The following is a 19459-nucleotide window of genomic DNA, read 5'->3' on the forward strand; positions in this document are numbered from 1 at the left end:
ATGCTCGGCGCACCAAAAAATGGCCGCATCATACGATGCGGCCATTTTCAAAATTTAATGTCACTTGAAGACTTAATGCTCTCTAAAACTCAGAGCACTTTAAGACTTAAAGCATTTTACGAGCGGCTTCTACAACCACTTTGATTGAACGTGCTTCTGTTACTTTTAGAGTGTCGTGATCAGGCGTCTCTTTTTGAGTACGGTTGATGATTACACCAGCAACACAACCTGCTTTCAGACCAGAACTTGCACACATAGTTAGCAGTGTTGCAGATTCCATCTCGAAGTTTAGAACGCCCATGTCTTGCCATTCTTGCATAGAGCCTTGGAAGCGCTTAACAACGCGACCAGAGAACGTGTCGTAACGCTCTTGACCTGGGTAGAACGTATCGCTTGATGCCGTTACGCCCATGTGAACTGTTGCACCTGATTCATCAACTGCCGCTTTCATTGCTGTTGCAACTTCAAAGTCAGCCACTGCTGGGAACTCCATAGGAGCAAAGTGTAGGCTAGCGCCGTCTAGACGAACAGAACCTGTAGAAACAATCATGTCACCCACGTTTACGTGAGGTTGGATAGCACCAGTCGTACCAACACGTAGGAAAGTGCGAACACCAAGTTGAGCAAGCTCTTCAACTGCGATAGAAGTCGATGGACCACCAATACCTGTTGAACATACAACAACTGGTTTGCCGTCTAGCTCTGCGCGGTAAAGCGTGTATTCACGGTGACTAGCAAGGAATACTGGGTTCTCCATCTCTTCTGCAATTTTTTGCACACGAGCAGGATCACCAGGGATGATCGCAAGAGTAGCACCGTTAAGATCTGCTTCAGTAACACCTAAGTGGAAAACAGCTTGAGACATAGTTCGCTCCTTTTGGCTTATTGGGCTTTTTACCCTTATTTAAGCTCATAGTAAATTCGTGGGGTACGAACACACTCTAACCAAGCTCATTACAAAATGAAGTGACACATGTCACATGAATGATCGCAACAATAATTCAAGTTTCACAAAAAACCGATTGGCATCACAAAAATAAGCAATCCGCACGCCTATGTTGCATACTAATGAGACAAAAAGCGCCTTTAACGTATTACCGCTAAAGGCGCTTTTATATTAAGAATGCTCTATGTCGGTGAGCTCGATTTAGTCCGCTTTAGATTTAAATCGAAGCAGACGCAATGCGTTCAATGTCACCAATGCAGTTGCACCACTATCCGCTAAAACTGCCACCCACAAACCGGTAATACCTAACAAGCTTGTCACCAAGAATACGACCTTCAAACCAAGCGCAAGGGCTACGTTTTGACGGATGTTGTTCATGGTCGCTTGCGACAGTTCAATCATCGCTGGCAGCTCAGTTAAACGGTTATGAGTCAGTGCTGAATCCGCCGTTTCCAAAGCGACATCCGTACCACCACCCATTGCGATGCCGACATTCGCCGTTTTCATTGCTGGTGCATCATTAATGCCATCACCAACCATCGCCACGTGCGACTGTTGAGATAACTCCTCAACGTAAGATACCTTGTCGCTTGGCAATAGGCTTGCCTTGTACTGCATACCAATCTTGCTACTGATCGCTGCTGCACTGCGCGGATTATCGCCGGTCAACATGATAGATTGAATACCTAATTCATTAAGTCGTTCAATCGCAAGCTTAGCGTCACTGCGTAACGTATCTTGCCAAGCAATCAGACCAATCACCGTCGTAGCTTGCTCTGTTGATTCTTCTTGATCTTTAACCTCAAGAGCAACCACAACCGTCTTGCCCTCACCCTCTAATGCTTCTACCTGAGAAACCACATCGGCACCAAGTTTGAACGTGACTTTAGACGGTGACAGAACCTGATACTTAACACCATCAACATCCCCTTCAACACCACTACCAATCAACGCTTTCTTGTTGTGTGATTCAGGAATCTCAATATTCAGGTCTTTTACTTTAGCGACAAGTGACTGCGCCAACGGGTGAGTAGAGCCAACTTCAATCGCCCCAACCACACGCAGCATCGCGTCTTGTTGCCACCCCGATAGAGGTTGAATATCCGTAACCTGAGGCTTACCTTCGGTCAGTGTGCCTGTCTTATCGAAGGCGATGGTTTGGATTTTACCAAGCTGCTCTAGCGCTGCGCCGCCTTTAATGAGCGCGCCACGTTTCGCTGCTGCTGCTAAGCCAGAGGTAATCGCTGCAGGAGTCGAGATAACCAAGGCACACGGACAAGCAATCAACAATAGCGCTAGGCCACGGTAAACCCATGTTTCCCATGGCTCCGCAAACAACAATGGTGGTGTGATGATGACCAACAGAGCCACTACCATCATTAACGGTGTGTACCAACGGCTGAACTTATCGAGGAATCGCTCTAGTGGTGCTTTACGAGACTCTGCTTCTTCAATCAGATGAAGAATGCGATCGATCGCGTTCTCACCCTGTTTTGAAGTGATGGTGATACGAACCACTTTATCGACCACCACAGCGCCAGCCATGATGCTATTGCCTTCGATGTGTTCAACAGGAACAGATTCACCGGTTAACGCACTTTCATCAAAGCTTGCCGCGTCTGTAATCAATTGGCCGTCAGCAGGTAAACGAGAGCCCGCGGCCACTTCAATCACATCACCTGGAACCAGTTCACTGACTGCTACTTCTACACGCTCGCCGTTGATGATCTTAGTCGCGTTTTCTGGTACCAATGCCATTAGCGCTTGAACGCCACTTCTTGCTCTTGATGAAGCAAACGCTTCTAAGCGCTCACCAATCAAGAACAACAATAGAACCATCGCTGCTTCCGCAGTTTCGCCAAGGTACAAAGCACCCAGCGCGGCAACACTCATTAAGGTTTCAATAGCAAACGGTGTACCTGAACGCGCCAGCTGAACCGCTTTCTTCGCCACCGGATATAAACCAAGCAGACAAGTTACCGTAAACAAGCCTTCACTTAATTGAGGTGAGGTGATTTTTACAAGCGCCGCAAACAGCATTGCCGCTGCAATCGCGATAATCTGTAAATTAGGTTGGATATAAGCTTGCCAAAAAGTCTCAGGTTGTTGTTTTTCTTTCTTTGAACCGACTTCCGTAAGAGGGAAACCCGTTTTGATAGAGACCTGTTCAATGGTGTCAGCAAGGCTTTCATTATCGAATTTCACAACCAGCTTTTCGGTAGCAAAGAGAACCTTCGCTTGAATAACACCGTCAATATTGCTGATCGCGTTTTCTATTTTTCTTGCACAAGCTGGGCAGTCCATTCCGGCAACCAGCCAACTTTTCGAAAATTTGGCATCGAGAGATAAAGTTGAGGACTGACTGTCTTCTTCTCCACTGTCCGACGAACTACAACAATCATCTCCAGACGATGACGAAGCAGCAGAAGAGCTACAACAACCAGATGAAGTACCTGCTGCTGTGATGCTTGAAATTTTAGGGCTAGAGCAACTTGCTCCTGCCGCTTGAGGTTGAACGTCCACTTTTGCTGAGCGGCACGCTGCATGTTTTGCGCACATAATGTATCTCCTTAATACTCAAAAGCCTTGAGGTTGTTGCTAACTTACGAGCAACAGAACCTTAAGTTCATCAAAAGTATAAACCTTGGAGGCTACTCCAAGGTCAAGAAGAAGTTTTCAAGAAAACAAAAATATTATGCCAGCGCCGATGGCTTACTGAGATTTAAGCTCCGCACACTCTTCACGGTTAGCGGATACATCATCAATAAGAACCGCATCGTGTGAACAGAATGGCTGAGTGTTCAAGCTGACAATCGACACATCATCTTCCACTGGATCAACTTGAGATCCTTGCATCAGTTCAGCGATATGATGTCGAAGCACCAAGATACCTAAAATTCCGAACAAAACATTACCCAAAGCTTGACCATAGAGAACACCCAAAGCGCCATACCATTGCGAACCTAGATATACGAACGGCAGAGTACCTAACGTCGCTTTACCCAAATTCAATGCTGTCGAGTAAAGCGGTTTACCTAGGTTGTTGAAAGACGTGTTGGCAACAAATAGTGCACCGTTAAAGGTGAAGGTTAACGCCACATAGGTACAGAAAGCCGCCACAATGATTGCTGCATCACCTTGTAAGCTAAAGCCTTGAATGACATAACCTTGAACGAAGTACAACAGAATACAAACAGCGATGGTGTATGCCGTAGTAACCAGCAATGAGTTATTGAGTGTTTCTTTTACTCGGTCCATGCGTTCAGCACCAAAGTTCTGACCAATGATTGGCCCCACAGCGCCAGACAAGGCAAAGATAACCGCAAAACAAACTGGCGTCAGACGACCTATCACGGCAAAGCCCGCGACAAAATCCTCACCATATTGTGCGATACCCGTTGTTACAATCGCATTACCGATAGGCGTTGCGGTATTGGTGATAATCGCAGGCAGCGCAATCGCCAATATTGGTCGAATATTAATGCGCCATTGCACAAAAGAAGGCGGAGCTACCAGCTGATGGCTGCGAATAAGAGGATAAAGCGAAAAGAATAGCACCGAGAAACGAGCGACAACCGAAGCGATAGCCGCCCCTTCGATGTTCCAACCAAAACCAAAAATAAACAGAGGATCGAGAATCGCGTTAACAATGCCGCCAGACAAAGTTGCCCACATCGAACGCTTAGCATCACCTGCCGCTCTTAAGCCCGCACCCGCAGCCATCGCTAACGCCAAAAATGGACCACTAGGTAGCAAAATCTGTAGGTAAGCTTGAGCGCGTTCGGCTGCAATGCCTTTGGCGCCTATCGCGGCTAGCAGCTCTGGAATATAAGCGAACATGATTGCAGTTATGGTTGAACTGATAACAAACGCAGTCAGCATGATACTGGTGCTTAGGTTTCGTGCGTGCTCTTGATTCTTTGAGCCGATGGCTTTGGACACTAATGCGCCCATGGCAATGGAAGTACCGATAGAAACGGAGGTAGAAAAGAAAGTCAGCGTACCTGCAAAGCCTACCGCAGCAGCCAATTCGACCTGTCCGAGCATACTGATAAACAGCATGTCGAGTAAGTCGACCACAAATAACGCCATCAAACCAACAGAGCCAGCCCCCGACATCACCAATATGTGGCGCATCGTTGAACCTTCAACAAACTTTGCCGTTTGATTTGACATGAAACCTCCAAAAGTTGGAATACCCAAGAGCTAAAGCCCAATCAGCTGTTCAACAGTTCAACAGTTCAACAGTTCAACTGGCTAGGGATCCAAAAAGAGAGGATCGACCAAGAAAAGCGCTATACAGAAAAAGGCGCTAGTGCGCCTTTTTTCAATTGAGAGTATTGAGAAAAATAATCGTTCTTAACACGCTACTATACCTGATGTTTGAAGCATTCTTCCAAGTTCTTGCCGATTGCTCTCAAAACATCGGTTCTGGTGATAATACCCACCAGTTTTCGATTATCGATCACAGGGTATGCTTTAGGTTTTCCAACCTGCATCATGTCCGCCAATTCAATAATGGATAAGTCAGGAGACACCGACAGTACTTCTTGGTACATACAGTCACCTACAAGGTGTGTGTCTTGGCAGAAGTAACTGACCTTCACAAGTTTCTCGAGTAAATCCTGCTCTGAAAGGAAGCCAATCACTTGTTCGTTATCATCGATTACGGGCCCACCCATATGGTGGCTACGCATCACTTTGTCTAACGCTAGACTTAACGGCATATCAGGAGTAAATGTCACAACCTGCTGCGTCATGTAATCTTTCACTTTAATAGAATGCATTGCGTTCTCCCTAAATACTTTGCGTCATATATTTTCTATCTTGTTAAGTTAATTGTTGTCTAAAATCTTGATTTTACTAAATGGATTTCAACAATTTTATTGATAGGCAAAACCTAACAAGACAAAAAAGTGAGACAAACAAAGGGTTGAGCACGTTTTCGAACGCCAGAAAAAAGAAAAAAAAGAGCCCTTACAAAGCCTTACTTTCCCTTGCTTAACCTTACTGAGCCGAGCTAGCCTGCGTAAATAAACCCTGTAATCTTCACCTCACTAATAATTAGAAATCCCGTTTTAGGAAGTTTATGCAACACGACAACAACATGTACGCGTATATTTACGCAGGTAACGACGGTACAGAAAACACACTCATCGCCACTATCGATAATCAAGAAAAACCGCTGATATCAAGCTGCGTTGATGAGATAAAACGCATGTCATGCTTAGCCATTGATTTAGCAGCAAAACACGACCTAAAAGTGAAGCTGGTGAAATATCAAAGAGAACAAGAGATCGACTTCGGCCTATTCGTTAAATAGTGAATCCGACACTGATTTGGTTAATCTCTAACTGGCAGCCATAGTAGCATTAGCAAGCGCAATAGCCGTGAATGGCTGCCGAATTCGACCTGACAAGCCTAACGGGTAAAGGCTATAATGATCAGACGGCGCCCTTGCCGATTTTCATTGTCCAAATACGGTTTACTATGTCTTCCCAAACCCCACCTAAAACGTATCTAACGAATTCCTTATCTAAGTTAAAAAGCTACTTTAGTGAGTTATTGGATTTCCAATCACGCATTTGGGTGGTTCATATCTTTGAAGACTCTATTACCGATCAGTCGTTTGTGATTAATGAAGATGGCTTTAAAGAACCGCTAGAGTGGATGAAAAAACGTGATTACCAAGCGAGAATGCTTGATCGTGTTGATAAGATGAAGATCTCACAGGTGATTGAGATTCAGTTCGAAGACAAAATGCATCGCTTGATGCGAGTGAAGTAGCTTTATTGTTTGGGCGTTCACGAAAAGCCCTTGCTAGAAATCAAGTATAAAAAGGCCAGCGCTCGCTGACCTTCTCTCATTGATTACAAACCACCATCTAACGCGCACAATACTCATGCCACAGGCGCACCGCTTTCTGGTATGCCTCAGTTTTATCGTGCGTTTCTGCAAAGAGAATGGCTGTCATGCTGTCGACAACGGTATTCGCCATTAGCGCCATATCTTCAGCCGATGTGCCAAGTACACATTGACTAGGAAGTGGCAGCTCTAGGTTCATCATCTCTTCCCAGTAGAACGATTCGACTTTGTCAGGAGAGCTCATCCATACCGTTTGGCTAACTTTAGGATTATATTCCGACTCACCGTTCATCCCTTTGAATGAAATCACCGAGTGGGATTTATTTCCGATAACATGCTCAACTTCCGCATGAAGTTGTGGAAAGCCAGGATGGAAACTGCCACGCAGACCTAAACGGCCACCACCAGGATTCAATGCTCGAACTACCGTGTTAATTGGTGTTCTCAAACCGTAGCGGTGTTTCCAACCAATCATGGTTTGTGCTTCGGGCGCAAAGTTAGCTAGCGGTAAATAAGCAATGCCGTCTTGTTCAAGAATCGACTTAGCATGTTCAGGGCTCTCAGCACTTTGCACACCGACATCTTGCAAATGGCTTTCAACGTGCGTCCTACCGCTCGGCTTATCCATATAGCCATGCATTAACACTTTATAGCCATTGTCAGCTAAGATTTTTGCCGCCAACAAGTTCCAAGGCTTGCCACTGGCGTTATCGTTACGCTTACCTGCATAACACGGCCAATCAATATCAGCGCCTAAATCTGGCACTCGAGATTGAAACGCTTTTACAAAGCCAGCGATCTCTTCATTGGTTTCATTCTGCACACGAATCAACATCAGTAGCATAGCCATTTGGTCGTCACCGACTTCTCCGCTTAAATACTCATCCATGATGCGGTAGGCTTGTTCGAACGATAAAGGCTTACGCCCTCTTTCTCCTCGTCCAACTGTACGAATACACTCTAAAATACTACTCATTGATTGTTTATTCTCTTCCGTTGATATCAATAAAATTCGAATACACTTTCGATTCTATGATACCCACCGTGCATTGCAAAGCGATTCAGTTGCTCTCGACCGAATTACCAATACGCGGATTGGTGTTCTAAAAGTAAACTTACTGGTGTAAAATTAGCGTATGTAATGCTAACCGCGACATATTGAGTAGTATCCCGATGACTGTAAAAAAAACGCTGAGCCAAAGAAAACGTGAATCGATCGTTGCCGCTGCTATCGCAGAGTTTACTGAGCATGGCTACAAGGCCACCAGCATGGATAAAATATCGAGTCGCGCAGAAGTATCAAAGCGCACCGTATACAATCACTTTGCCAGCAAAGAACTGCTTTTAGATGAGATTCTAGACAGCATTTGGAGCAAAACTCTGGCCGCAACGCATTTCCCATATCAAGCAGAACTGCCACTTGAAGAACAGCTTTCCTCGATAGCCAATCAAGAGCTTGAGTTACTTGAGTCTGAAGGCTTCATCGACCTGTCACGCGTTTTGTTCTCAGAGTATTTCCATAACGCAGAACTGGCGCATCAAGCGATGGAAAAATATTCCCAAACAGAAAGTGGACTTACAACCTGGATTAAAGCCGCGTTGGCAGACGGTCGTTTAGTAGAACTAGACCCACAATTCGCCTCCACGCAGTTCATTGGTCTGCTTAAGTCTTTTGCGTTTTGGCCGCAAATCATTGGTCATGTGCCGTCACCGGATGCTGCACACAAGCAAGTGCTCATTACTTCAAGTGTCGAGATGTTCCTTAAACAATATCAGGCGTGATTTTGGTGGTTGACGAGAATTCAACCACAATAAAACCATCACTAGTATCCGCTGTTATTTTCCCTATACTGCAACCCACTTTCGTCATGACGACTCAGTAAAACTTCAACTTTAGGTAGCCCTATGATTACTTTCACCACCAACTTTGGCGATATCGAGATTGAACTGAACCTTGAAAAAGCGCCAGTAACGTCGAAAAACTTCCTTAAATACTGCCAAGACGGTTTCTACGAAGGCACGACATTTCACCGTGTTATTGAAGGTTTCATGATTCAAGGTGGTGGTCACACTATCGACATGACAGAAAAACCAACTCGCGCCCCAATCGTCAACGAAGCAAACCGTGGTTTGAAGAATGTGATTGGTTCTGTGGCAATGGCTCGGACTGATGCACCACATTCTGCAACGGCGCAGTTCTTCATCAACCTTGATGACAACGATTTCCTAGATCACACCTCAACAACCAATGCTGGCTGGGGTTACGCGGTATTCGGTAAGGTTTCAGCAGGTATGGATGTGGTAAACAAAATTGCGAAAGCACCAACAACCATTCGCTGGGGACACGAAGATGTGCCTTGCGAAGATATTGTGATTACAAAAGTCACTATTCGCGACTAATTCATTCACGTCCTTTCCCGCCCCTAGTGCATTCGAATTGATGGCATAAAGAAAAGAAGGCTGTGCGATAGGACTATGGTGGTAAGGGTTCGACTTTACCACCTGTATTTAAAGCTCGTTGTTAGAATAGTTACCAGCGAGAACGATAAGTACGGTGACACCCTTTGCACGTCTTATTCGCAGAATTTAACCCTTGCTCTGCACTCGACAAGTCTTGTTCAACACTCGCCTGATAAGGCTCAGAAAAGCACTTGAAGAACAACCCACACTCGGCCTTGCGCCGAGTGTTTTATTTTCGTCTCGACCATTTGATATAGCAAAATAGTGAAGCAATGATCACCGCCCCACCGAGCAGCTTCTGCATCTCTACACTTTCGCCAAGCACACTCACACTTAACAGCAGCGTCCACACAGGCTCAAGAATCATGATCAATGCCGCCACTTCCATGTTCACGGAGTGCTGACCGACCGTTTGTAGCAAGTAACGAATAGACGTTGCGATCACCGCAGAGACAATAAACCAGAAGACTAAGGTTTTGGTGATTTCGAACTCCGGCTGAGCTGTCATAGAAGCAAAGGCTAAACCACTCACACCCACCACAAACAGTTGCACACAGATTGATGCGATAGGCTTGATATTGGTAATCACACGCTTGTTCATCACAAAGTGAACAGACAACAACATCGATGCTAGTAAGAAATAAATCTGACTCTGCTCAACATGCCAGCCGTTACCCAAAGTCAGCAACAGCATGCCAATAATCGCGATCGGGAAAGACACCCAAAACGCGCGATTAGGCTTAACTCGAAACAAAATCCAAGACACAAACGGTGCAATGATCATGGCTAAGCTCATGATGAATGCCCCTTCCGACAAGCTTTCAGTCACCGAAACTGCAAACACCCATACCTGCAATGAGGCAGACAACAACAAACCCACGCCGCAAAGAGACAGAATCTGCTTAAACGAAAGCTTACGAATATGGTGAATACAAAATGGCAGAAGAATAAGACTCGCGACGAGGAATCGCACACCAATGAACACTGGCCCAGGCATTTCTAATACCACCAGCTTAGATGCAATCCATCCCACCCCAGCTAGCAGGGTGGCAAATAGAAGGTAAAGCTCTCCGCGCATCGCTTTCACGTTCATCATTTTACTTAGTCCAATAACAAAAAAAGCAACCCGACTCTGCAAGGTTGCTTTTTATAAACATTCAACAGGATCGAGATACTATCTCAATACTCTGCTTCAGGCAGCTGTTTTTAGCCTGCGTATTCTGGGTAATCCGTTAAACCTTTTTCAGCACCACCGAACAATGTGTTTGGATCGTGCGCTGCAAGTGGGTAACCATTTTGAATACGAGCTGGTAAATCTGGGTTCGCAACGAATGGACGACCAAAACCAACCATGTCAGTTACGCCTTCAGCAACGGCTTTTTCGCCACGCTCGCTATCGTATTTACCCGCATAAATAAGGACACCCTCGTAGGCTTCACGAACTGCTGCTTTAAATGCTTTTGGCGTTTCAGGTGCATCGTCCCAATCAACTTCTGCAATGTGTAGGTAAACAATTTTGTATAGGTTAAGTAGTGCTGCCGCCGCTGTGTAAGTCTCTACTGGTGTAGCGTCAACCGTACCATTCAACGATGTGAACGGAGCAAGGCGGACACCAACACGGTCAGCACCAATCGCTTCAACCATAGCTTCAACCACTTCGCCTAGGAAACGTAAACGGTTTTCAATTGAACCACCGTATTCGTCAGTGCGGTTGTTTGCTTCAGAATCGATGAATTGGTTGATTAAGTAACCATTCGCTGCGTGAAGTTCGATACCATCAAAGCCTGCTTCAACCGCATTCAAAGCCGCTTGGCGATACTGTTCAACCACCTCTTTGATGTCTTGTTTCGTCATTTCACGAGGTTCAACCACATCAACAAAGCCCGGTTCATCAGTACCGTTATCGATGAATACCTTTACGTTTTGTGCTTTAAGTGCAGAAGACGAGATTGGCTGTTCACCACCAATGTTGTCTGGGTGTGTTACACGGCCTACATGCCAAAGTTGAGCGAAGATAACGCCCTCTTTTTCATGTACGGCATCAGTCACTTTTTTCCAACCAGCGATCTGCTCATCAGAATAGATACCCGGAGTCCAAGCATAGCCTTGACCCATAGGTGAAATTTGTGTGCCTTCAGCAATAATCAAACCTGCAGAAGCACGCTGAGCGTAGTAAGCCGCCATCATATCGTTTGCTGAATTACCAGGTTGCGTTGCGCGAGAACGCGTCATCGGTGGCATAACAATACGGTTTTTAAGCTCGATATTACCAAGTTGAATTGGTTGAAATAGTGCGTTTGTCATTGTTATATCCTCGATTAACCTAGTTGAATCAGTTCGATTTGGTAGCCGTCTGGGTCAGTAATAAAAGCGATATGAGTTGAGCCGCCTTTCACTGGACCCGCTTCGCGAGTGACGTTGCCACCTAGCGATTTGATTTTGTCACATGCTGCGTAAATATCTTCTACACCCAATGCCAGATGACCAAACGCGCTGCCCATCTCGTACTCATTCGTATCCCAGTTGTACGTTAGCTCGATAGTCGTGCCGCCTTGCTCATAGCCAACAAAAACCAATGTGTAGCGGTACTCTTTGTTTTCGTGGCGTTCAAGTTCCTTCATTCCCAATACCTTGGTGTAGAACTCGATAGACTTGTCTAAATCAGTAACTCGGATCATTGTGTGTAGGAATTTCATATTTCGCCCTTTTTAGCCCAGCAACCTGAGCCGATATAATCGTGAGTGGAGGTTACCCACTCCTTTGTTAGGGTTAATATACGAGCTGACAGCAAATAAATGAAATTATCATAAATTCTCATTGTGATAATTTTCTATTATAACTCACTTAATACAAGTGATTTGTTAAGAAGATATTTGGCAAACAAAAGATAGGGCGACGATCAGAAAGCGGAGCGCCAACTGTTTAGTGATTTAGACATGTCATTAGTCGTATTGATGATCTGCTCTCTGAACCACTTATGTGCCGGATCGGTGTTCTGTTTTTTCAACCAAATGAGGTAATGAGAGATAGGCTGATAATCGAAAGGCGGTTTGAACAACTGTAACCCAAGACGTTCCTGATACTGGATCGCCATAGAAAGCGGCACAACAGTGATGTAATCAGTCTGGCTACACAGCATTAGGTTACTGGCCATAGAGCTGCCGTGAATTACAATTTTACGCGAGGATAAGTCTAACGAAGTGTAGTGAGTCAAACTTCTTACTTGGCGACGTGTTCTGGCTAAAACCGCATGTTGCTCACTGAGATATTGCGCCTCGGTGATCTCACCTTTGATCCTAGGGTGCCCATTTCGGCAAACAATCACAAACTCACTGTCGTAGAGCTTTTCGCTCATCATGCTTGAATGCTCAGGCAACACAATGTCGATCATCAAATCAAACTTCTGAGTTAATAGATCCTCATGGACTTGATCATCACTATCTGGTTGGTCATACACCTCAAGAGATAAGCCTTGGTTAGATAACTGAGAAAATCGATCGAGCAACATCCACTTTAAATGTTCGGGAACCGAAGCCACAAACCTGCGCTCTGTACTCGCTTCATCAAACCCAGCCATACCTTGAAACACGCCGTTGAGCTCGTGTATTGGCGCTTTGATTTGCTCATACAAGCTTTGCGAGTAAGCAGTAGGCACAACCCCTCGCCCACTGCGCACAAACAACTCTTGGCCAATTTCATTTTTCAGTCGGCCGAGCGCAGTGCTGATCGTCGATTGATTGGTATTCAAATGATCGGCAGCCTTACTCAAACTGCCCTGCTCCATCACCGCTGAAAACACAGCCAATAAGTTAAAATTCGGAATGTCATTACTCATGATTCAGTGCTCATTTGGCGATAGATTTAATTATCTTATCGTAAAAGCGATAGAATGAAACAACGGATGCTCATTGAGAAAACAAAACTGAGAAGGAAGCATCATATGGTAAAGAGCAAAAATGTCAGAACAACTCACTCTTTCGAATAGCTGCCACATTCGCCAGATTGGAATCTAAATCTCTTCGCTGTGCCAGTAACGCTTAATCCACCCAAACTCACCCTAGACTGGTCGGAGTATTCAATATTTCCGTCCTGCCTTATTGATACTTTTATAGCCACTTCTATGATCCAGGCTAATTAAATAGACATATTTTATAAGCCGAGTTTGAGCCTGTTCAAATAAACCCACCTCACGTTTAAGCAACCACTCAATTCATCGTAATTACGATAATTCAATATCGCAATAATGCGTAGATAGCACCAGTTACACTTCCTATTATTTCGCCAACAAATCAATTCTTAACCTAAACAGAAAACCTAAAAATGTGTAGATGATGGTGTTGCACACATCACGGAAGACGGCCTTAAAACCCAATGCAGCAAACGAACCTATCAATGGTAGACGTTACTTAAGAATGATTTCGCCAGGTGTTTTTAACACTCTATTCGCGAGAATGCGTTGTCTACGTGGTCAAAGCGATTTTTAATTGTCATCTAGTACTTTTGACTCAGTAGGTCTATACGGTTACGTGAGTTCAACACCTCTTTCAGATGTCTTCTAAAAGTCTTGTACCAAGGCTGCACTTTCTCTCTCCTTATTTAGGTTGAGATATGAACTTTATAAAAATCGTTTTCCAGAAAATCTGGGCCGTTGTGATGGTCTTGATTAAATTCTGCCTGTTTATGGCAGTGATGTTTGCGGGAGCATGGGCTCTTGCACCATTAGGCACAATCCATTCTAAAGACATCGACATGTCTCAATTCAACAATCATCCCAATGAAATGATGATGAACTTCTTCCAGATGGAGTCCTTCTCTGGTTACTTGTTCTCAGTGACAATTGCTGTGGTATTAGCCGGTGTTTACGGCATGTGGCAGTTACATGAACTGGGTGTGCATAAAGCAAAAGAACACAAAAGCGCTCACGTTCAAATCGTGTTTGCACTGTCACTTTGCGGACTCTTCATCAGCAAAACATTCTGGGTTATCGCCTTGGTTATCGCGCTAGCGAACTGGAAACATATTGGTCAATCACTGAGTGATGTGATTCGCCGTGGTGTACAACCTAAACGAGACGCGACTAATACAGAGGCCTCCGTAGTCCACGTATCACCTGAAGAACCAGTAACGGAGCCGTCTCAAACCAAACAATCTCCAGTAGAACAGTCTCCAGAAGCTCAGCCTTCAAAAGAAAAGACTCCAACAAATAAAGAGGTCGCATAATGAAAGAGATGATGATTCCATACATCCTAATTGTATGGTCACTATTTGCGACAGGCGCACTTAAGAAGAACTTCAAGAACTACACCTGGGCTGCCATTGGGGGTGTAACGATTCTTGCAGTATTAGCAGTAATCTCTCGCTTGTGGGCACCCGTTGATTTAACCAACTCAACCACAGTCAAAGCACCACACGCGGTGATGTCACCTATCTTTGGTCAGCAGATCGACCAAGTGCTTGTTGAGCACAACCAAATGGTTAAAGAAGGCGACATAATCTACACTCTCGTCGACATCAATTCTGCCGCAGATAAAGCCAAGATCGAATCTTCAATTGTTCAGAAAGAAGAACAAATCAAGCAGATGGATCGCGATTTAGAGCGTGCTGAAACGTCACCTGAAATCTTCAATATGCGTGACGTAGAAAAGTACAACTCTGATCTTCGAGTGCTGCATGCTGAACTGGTGTCGTTAAAAGCCGATTTACAAAAAGTAAATTGGGCGCAAGAGAAGAAAACCATTAGAGCTGAATTTGATGGTCAGGTATCGATAGTGAATATTGCTGAAGGTTCTGTCATGGGTAACATGCACCTCTACAACACCAGCAAAAAGTTTCTTGAGATGCGTATTTCAGACCAAACTTATGGCTATGTTCAAGTAGGGGACTTCGCTGAGTTCTTCGTTGATGCATACCCAGGCCACGTGTTCCGAGCAAAAGTACACAGCTTTAATGCCGGTACCGGTGAGTCGAGTATTTCTCCACTTCAGGGGCCACAAAGCGTCGGTCAACACGTGGTAAGAAACGGCAATGGTTTAGGTCGTACTATCGTACTTGAGATCATTGAACCAGAAGGTTACAACATCCCTATTGGTTCAACTGGCGCGGCTTGGATCTCAGCTGAGAAGCCACATCCGTTCTGGGGCTTCATCGATGTAATCGGTGCAGCAACGGTTCGCCTACAATCTTACAAGTCATACTTAGGGGCTTGGTAAACAAGTTACGCGTAAGAGTTGGATAGAAGATAAACAAAAATACCCCGCTCGTCGGGGTATTTATATTATTGGTGCGAACTGCTTGATAGGTTAATCTTGTTCCAACCTTACGAAAAAGGCAGTGGAATCAACTCCAGTCCCAGCACACCACTGATGCTCATTACCACCAGCAGGGACACCTTAAACACAGTCTTTGACCACTGAATGTAGTTGAGGCAGTCGACCTTACGGAACGTCACTTTGGTCCACATAAAGCAAACGGCTGCCGACACAGCTAGGTATTCATAACCTGCGTCTCCGAGTAGGAACAGCGCCAATGAGACTGCGCCAAACGCCACCACATAGGCTTTCATGTGCTGATGTGCTTTGTCGACGCCCTCTTTCACCGGTAACACGGGAATGCCTGCATCTCGATAATCTTGTATCCGGAACATCGCGATCGCGTACGAGTGTGGCATTTGCCATAAACAGAACATCACAAACAACAATACCGCTTCAAGGCTGATGTAATTAGTCACCGCCAAGTAACCCACCAATGGCGGAACTGCGCCCGAAATACTGCCGACTAAAGTGCCGTACACCGATGTACGCTTGTACCACATGGTGTAGAAAAAGACGTAAAACACATAGCCAAGCAACACCATGACCGCAGAGATCGGATTAGCGAACTGAAACAGAAGCGCTGTGCCTAAGAGCAGTAAAACCAAGGCATAAACGAACGCGACGTCCGTATTGATGTTGCCCTGAACCAATTCTCGATTTTGTGTGCGCTTCATCTTTTGGTCGATGTCTCGATCAAAGATGTTATTCACCACACAACCTGATGCAATCACAAGCCCTACACCCGCTAAAGTCGTCAGTAACAACATCGCACTGGCTGGTTCTGTTTTTGCAGCGAGGAAGAACCCCGCCGCAACAGAAATCAGGTTGCCGAAAATGATGCCCGGTTTGGTAATAGACAAATATTTTTTCAGCATACCTTGGCCTACAACTTCATGTTGACGTTCATGTTGTAGATGATCCATACCGAGCCAGCGATAAGAATCAATACAACAATGGCGGTAAACATCAATGACACCAAGTTCCAACGCCCATCGGGAGATTTCGCTTCCATGTGCAAGAAGTACTTAAAGTGCACAAAGATTTGCACCAGCGCACAGCCGAACAAGATCACGTAAGTTTCCGTACTTGGTAGCGCATGTGCCCACACAATGTAGAACGGAATAATGGTGAGAATTAGTGAAGCAATAAAGCCTTTCACGTAATCCGTTGCACCGCTGTCTAGATGCTGTTCCATTACATCACCCCCATTAAGTACACGATGGTAAATACACAAATCCAAACGATATCAAGGAAATGCCAGAACAAACTTAAGCACTGGAAACGCATCGACATGTTGTCGTTCAAGCCTTTGGTTGAAAGTTGGTGATACGCCACCGCCATCCAGATAAGACCGAACGTTACGTGCAAACCGTGTGTACCAACCAAGGTAAAGAACGCTGAAAGGAACGCACTCTCTTGAGGACCATAACCTTCTGCAATCAAGTGGTGGAACTCATACACTTCCATACAGATAAAGGCTAAGCCCAATACGAAAGTCACTTTGATCCATCGCTTCAGTCCGGTCACGTCTTTGCGCTTCATTGCAATCATGCCAAAACCAAAGGTGATGCTACTGAACAGCAGCATCATGGTTTCGACAAACACGAACGGCAGTTCAAAGATGTCTTTACCTGTCGGCCCTGCAATTGATCCACTCTCAAGCACGGCATACGTCGCGAAAAGCGTGGCAAACAGGACACAGTCACTCATCAAGTAAACCCAGAAGCCAAACAACTTATTCCCCGCAGCTTCGTGGTGATGATCATGCGAGTGTGCAAGATCATAAGTGTGTGACGGAGTATTAGCTTGCATACGTCGTCTCCAAGTCATCTTTTTTGTCGTTGTTATCAGTGTCAGCGCTGTTACCACGACCAGAATGGTCGCCTTTCACTGACTGTTTCTTCGCTTCTGCAAGCTGTGCACGTCGAGCCGCTTCAATCGCTTTGATCTCTTCAACTTCCACGTAGTAGTCCACATCGTCGTTGTAGCTGTGTTGAATACACGTCACCACGATGCCCACTAAGCTTGCAGCCGCTAGCCACCAGATGTACCAGATCATTGCGAAGCCAAATGCCAACGCCCATGCAGACACATAAATGCCTGTCGGTGTGTTCTTCGGCATGTGAATACGTTCGTATTCTTCTTCCTGAGTTGGGTCAAACTCGCCACTTTGCTTTTGATACCAGAACGAATCGATCTCATCGCCCTTAGGCAATTTTGCAAAGTTATAGAACGGTGGTGGTGACGATGTCGCCCATTCGAATGTACGTCCGCCCCAAGGGTCACCGGTTAGATCTCGGTTTTGGTCGCGGTCACGAACACTCACGTAAATCTGAACGAACTGACACACCACACCCATCGCAATCACGCCCGTACCTGCAGCCGCAACCGCCAATAGTGGGAAGAACTCAGGGTTAATGTCTTGGCTCAAACGACGCGTCATGCCCATAAAACCTAGAGCGTAAAGCGGCAAGAACGCCATCAAGAAGCCGATGATCCAGCAGTAGAACGCGCGTTTGCCCCAAAGCTCGTTCAAAGTGAAACCGGTCGCTTTCGGGAACCAGTAACCAATCGCAGCGAAACAACCGAACACTACGCCACCGATGATTACGTTGTGGAAATGCGCAATCAGGAATACTGAGTTATGCAGAATGAAGTCTGCACCCGGTACTGCCATTAACACGCCCGTCATACCACCAACGGTGAAGGTGATAAGGAAGCCAACTGTCCACAACATAGGTGTTGTGAAACGGATACGACCTTTGTACATGGTGAACAGCCAGTTGAAGATCTTAACCCCGGTCGGGATAGAGATAATCATGGTTGCGATGCCAAAGAAGGCATTCACATTGGCGCCTGAACCCATGGTAAAGAAGTGATGCAGCCAAACCACAAACGCTAAAATAGTGATAGCCACCGTCGCCCATACCAGTGAGGTATAACCAAACAGTTTTTTGCGAGAGAAGGTTGCAGTCACTTCAGAGAACACACCGAAGATAGGCAAGATTAGGATGTACACCTCAGGGTGTCCCCATGCCCAAATCAAGTTCACATACATCATCACGTTGCCACCAAGGTCGTTGGTGAAGAAGTGCGTGCCGATGTATCTATCCAACGTAAGAAGCGCGATGGTTACCGTTAGGATTGGGAAAGAGATGATGATCAGGATGTTGGCACACAGAGATGCCCAAGTGAATACTGGCATCTTCATCATTGGCATAGAGGGAGTACGCATGCGCAAAATGGTCGCAAAGAAGTTCACACCCGTTAGCGTAGTACCCACTCCGGATATTTGCAGCGCCCATATCCAATAATCGACCCCGACTCCCGGGCTCGCCTCAATACCAGACAGCGGCGGATACGCCAACCAACCCGTACGGCCAAACTCACCTAAGCCAAGCGACATGTTGGTTAGGATAATACCCACCACAAATAGCCAGAAGCTCAAGTTATTCAGGTAAGGGAATGCAACATCACGAGCACCAATTTGCAGCGGCACGATGATGTTCATCAAACCGATAACCAATGGCATCGCGACGAAGAAAATCATGATCACGCCGTGAGCCGTGAAGATCTGGTCGTAGTGATGTGGCGGTAAATAGCCCGTCTCACCGGCTGCAGAAAGCAATTGCTGACTGCGCATCATGACCGCATCAGCAAAACCACGAACTAACATCACCATCGCAACCGCAATGTACATGAAGCCCAGTTTTTTGTGGTCTACAGACGTAAACCATTCATTCCAGAGGTATTGCCACTTACCGGCTTTAGTGACCGCGTACACCACTAAAGCACCCACCAAAGCGATCATGGTTAAGGTGACCAAAATAATGGGTTCGTGGTAGGGAATTGAGTCTAGAGTTAATCTTCCAAACAT

At 45.6% G+C, this 19459-nt stretch carries 19 protein-coding genes and 1 pseudogene; 6 read left to right on the forward strand and 14 right to left on the reverse strand.

The window, feature by feature from the left end; translation table 11 throughout:
- Positions 1–106 precede the first annotated feature (106 nt).
- The 4 genes from udp to AB4263_RS10140 form a co-directional block, all read right to left on the reverse strand.
- A complete protein-coding gene (gene udp, locus AB4263_RS10125; protein WP_017065292.1) occupies positions 107–865 on the reverse strand; it encodes a uridine phosphorylase in 759 nt (252 codons plus the stop codon).
- Positions 866–1147: 282 nt separating this feature from the next.
- Positions 1148–3505 carry a zinc/cadmium/mercury/lead-transporting ATPase gene (locus tag AB4263_RS10130; RefSeq protein WP_372098166.1) on the reverse strand — a complete coding sequence of 786 codons (2358 nt, stop codon included), beginning with the start codon at positions 3503–3505 and terminating at the stop codon, positions 1148–1150.
- A gap of 153 nt (positions 3506–3658) precedes the next feature.
- Positions 3659–5122, reverse strand: a complete 1464-nt coding sequence (locus AB4263_RS10135) for an MATE family efflux transporter (RefSeq protein ID WP_017065289.1) — start codon at positions 5120–5122, stop codon at positions 3659–3661.
- Between the two features lie 194 nt (positions 5123–5316).
- On the reverse strand, positions 5317–5733 hold the full coding sequence (locus tag AB4263_RS10140; RefSeq protein WP_017060213.1) for a CBS domain-containing protein: 417 nt from the start codon (positions 5731–5733) through the stop codon (positions 5317–5319).
- 302 nt (positions 5734–6035) lie between these two features.
- Here AB4263_RS10140 and AB4263_RS10145 point away from each other — a divergent pair, with 302 nt between their 5' ends.
- Together AB4263_RS10145 and AB4263_RS10150 are read left to right on the forward strand one after the other, a co-directional pair.
- Positions 6036–6269, forward strand: coding sequence for a hypothetical protein (locus AB4263_RS10145; RefSeq protein ID WP_017060212.1), 234 nt, complete (start codon positions 6036–6038; stop codon positions 6267–6269).
- A 167-nt stretch (positions 6270–6436) separates the two neighbouring features.
- Positions 6437–6733 (forward strand): hypothetical protein, encoded by a 297-nt coding sequence (locus AB4263_RS10150; protein ID WP_029235295.1) that lies wholly within the window; start codon positions 6437–6439, stop codon positions 6731–6733.
- 97 nt (positions 6734–6830) lie between these two features.
- On the opposite strand, the gene AB4263_RS10155 is transcribed toward AB4263_RS10150, so the two are convergent.
- Positions 6831–7817 carry a glycosyl transferase family protein gene (locus AB4263_RS10155; protein ID WP_081324522.1) on the reverse strand — a complete coding sequence of 329 codons (987 nt, stop codon included), beginning with the start codon at positions 7815–7817 and terminating at the stop codon, positions 6831–6833.
- Positions 7818–7984: 167 nt separating this feature from the next.
- Between AB4263_RS10155 and AB4263_RS10160 the strand changes: the two genes are divergently transcribed.
- Both AB4263_RS10160 and AB4263_RS10165 read left to right on the forward strand, forming a co-directional pair.
- A complete protein-coding gene (locus tag AB4263_RS10160) occupies positions 7985–8593 on the forward strand; it encodes a TetR/AcrR family transcriptional regulator (protein WP_372098167.1) in 609 nt (202 codons plus the stop codon).
- Positions 8594–8716: 123 nt separating this feature from the next.
- A complete protein-coding gene (locus AB4263_RS10165; RefSeq protein ID WP_017060208.1) occupies positions 8717–9211 on the forward strand; it encodes a peptidylprolyl isomerase in 495 nt (164 codons plus the stop codon).
- Between the two features lie 130 nt (positions 9212–9341).
- On the opposite strand, the pseudogene AB4263_RS10170 reads toward AB4263_RS10165, so the two are convergent.
- The 5 genes and pseudogenes from AB4263_RS10170 to AB4263_RS10190 all read right to left on the reverse strand — a co-directional run.
- A pseudogene (locus tag AB4263_RS10170) lies at positions 9342–9458 on the reverse strand (cytochrome c); the annotation flags it as partial.
- Positions 9459–9500: 42 nt separating this feature from the next.
- The gene (locus tag AB4263_RS10175) at positions 9501–10367 is read right to left on the reverse strand and encodes a DMT family transporter (protein ID WP_372098168.1); all 867 of its coding nucleotides are present in this window, start codon (positions 10365–10367) and stop codon (positions 9501–9503) included.
- A 110-nt stretch (positions 10368–10477) separates the two neighbouring features.
- Positions 10478–11575, reverse strand: coding sequence for an alkene reductase (locus AB4263_RS10180; RefSeq protein WP_017065285.1), 1098 nt, complete (start codon positions 11573–11575; stop codon positions 10478–10480).
- Between the two features lie 14 nt (positions 11576–11589).
- Positions 11590–11967, reverse strand: coding sequence for a lactoylglutathione lyase (gene gloA / locus AB4263_RS10185; RefSeq protein ID WP_017066787.1), 378 nt, complete (start codon positions 11965–11967; stop codon positions 11590–11592).
- A 203-nt stretch (positions 11968–12170) separates the two neighbouring features.
- A complete protein-coding gene (locus AB4263_RS10190; protein WP_229648068.1) occupies positions 12171–13106 on the reverse strand; it encodes a LysR family transcriptional regulator in 936 nt (311 codons plus the stop codon).
- A gap of 773 nt (positions 13107–13879) precedes the next feature.
- Here AB4263_RS10190 and AB4263_RS10195 point away from each other — a divergent pair.
- A complete protein-coding gene (locus tag AB4263_RS10195) occupies positions 13880–14491 on the forward strand; it encodes a magnesium transporter (RefSeq protein WP_372098169.1) in 612 nt (203 codons plus the stop codon).
- The gene (locus AB4263_RS10200) at positions 14491–15480 is read left to right on the forward strand and encodes an efflux RND transporter periplasmic adaptor subunit (protein WP_372098170.1); all 990 of its coding nucleotides are present in this window, start codon (positions 14491–14493) and stop codon (positions 15478–15480) included. Before AB4263_RS10195 ends, AB4263_RS10200 begins: the two co-directional genes overlap by 1 nt.
- 107 nt (positions 15481–15587) lie before the next feature.
- Here the strand turns inward: AB4263_RS10200 and cyoE are convergent, their stop codons facing one another.
- Genes cyoE through cyoB form a run of 4 tightly spaced genes read right to left on the reverse strand, consistent with a single transcriptional unit; the run spans position 15588 to position 19459 of the window.
- Positions 15588–16505: a heme o synthase gene (gene cyoE, locus AB4263_RS10205; protein WP_372098171.1), complete on the reverse strand. Its 918-nt coding sequence runs from the start codon at positions 16503–16505 to the stop codon at positions 15588–15590.
- Entirely contained in the window at positions 16466–16777 is a 312-nt protein-coding gene (gene cyoD, locus AB4263_RS10210) for a cytochrome o ubiquinol oxidase subunit IV (RefSeq protein WP_017066633.1), read from the reverse strand. Before cyoD ends, cyoE begins: the two co-directional genes overlap by 40 nt.
- Positions 16777–17412, reverse strand: a complete 636-nt coding sequence (gene cyoC / locus AB4263_RS10215) for a cytochrome o ubiquinol oxidase subunit III (protein ID WP_080967339.1) — start codon at positions 17410–17412, stop codon at positions 16777–16779. Before cyoC ends, cyoD begins: the two co-directional genes overlap by 1 nt.
- Entirely contained in the window at positions 17384–19459 is a 2076-nt protein-coding gene (gene cyoB, locus AB4263_RS10220) for a cytochrome o ubiquinol oxidase subunit I (protein WP_372098172.1), read from the reverse strand. Before cyoB ends, cyoC begins: the two co-directional genes overlap by 29 nt.

The organism is Vibrio sp. 10N.261.55.C5, assembly GCF_041470505.1.
GTDB lineage: Bacteria > Pseudomonadota > Gammaproteobacteria > Enterobacterales > Vibrionaceae > Vibrio > Vibrio crassostreae_C.

Coding starts and splice junctions, on each gene's coding strand:
- udp (WP_017065292.1), bottom strand. CDS start 865: ATGTCTCAAGCTGTTTTCCACTTAGGTGTTACTGAAGCAGATCTTAAC.
- AB4263_RS10130 (WP_372098166.1), bottom strand. CDS start 3,505: ATGTGCGCAAAACATGCAGCGTGCCGCTCAGCAAAAGTGGACGTTCAA.
- AB4263_RS10135 (WP_017065289.1), bottom strand. CDS start 5,122: ATGTCAAATCAAACGGCAAAGTTTGTTGAAGGTTCAACGATGCGCCAC.
- AB4263_RS10140 (WP_017060213.1), bottom strand. CDS start 5,733: ATGCATTCTATTAAAGTGAAAGATTACATGACGCAGCAGGTTGTGACA.
- AB4263_RS10145 (WP_017060212.1), top strand. CDS start 6,036: ATGCAACACGACAACAACATGTACGCGTATATTTACGCAGGTAACGAC.
- AB4263_RS10150 (WP_029235295.1), top strand. CDS start 6,437: ATGTCTTCCCAAACCCCACCTAAAACGTATCTAACGAATTCCTTATCT.
- AB4263_RS10160 (WP_372098167.1), top strand. CDS start 7,985: ATGACTGTAAAAAAAACGCTGAGCCAAAGAAAACGTGAATCGATCGTT.
- AB4263_RS10165 (WP_017060208.1), top strand. CDS start 8,717: ATGATTACTTTCACCACCAACTTTGGCGATATCGAGATTGAACTGAAC.
- AB4263_RS10175 (WP_372098168.1), bottom strand. CDS start 10,367: ATGATGAACGTGAAAGCGATGCGCGGAGAGCTTTACCTTCTATTTGCC.
- AB4263_RS10180 (WP_017065285.1), bottom strand. CDS start 11,575: ATGACAAACGCACTATTTCAACCAATTCAACTTGGTAATATCGAGCTT.
- gloA (WP_017066787.1), bottom strand. CDS start 11,967: ATGAAATTCCTACACACAATGATCCGAGTTACTGATTTAGACAAGTCT.
- AB4263_RS10190 (WP_229648068.1), bottom strand. CDS start 13,106: ATGAGTAATGACATTCCGAATTTTAACTTATTGGCTGTGTTTTCAGCG.
- AB4263_RS10195 (WP_372098169.1), top strand. CDS start 13,880: ATGAACTTTATAAAAATCGTTTTCCAGAAAATCTGGGCCGTTGTGATG.
- AB4263_RS10200 (WP_372098170.1), top strand. CDS start 14,491: ATGAAAGAGATGATGATTCCATACATCCTAATTGTATGGTCACTATTT.
- cyoE (WP_372098171.1), bottom strand. CDS start 16,505: ATGGATCATCTACAACATGAACGTCAACATGAAGTTGTAGGCCAAGGT.
- cyoD (WP_017066633.1), bottom strand. CDS start 16,777: ATGGAACAGCATCTAGACAGCGGTGCAACGGATTACGTGAAAGGCTTT.
- cyoC (WP_080967339.1), bottom strand. CDS start 17,412: ATGACTTGGAGACGACGTATGCAAGCTAATACTCCGTCACACACTTAT.
- cyoB (WP_372098172.1), bottom strand. CDS start 19,459: ATGTTTGGAAGATTAACTCTAGACTCAATTCCCTACCACGAACCCATT.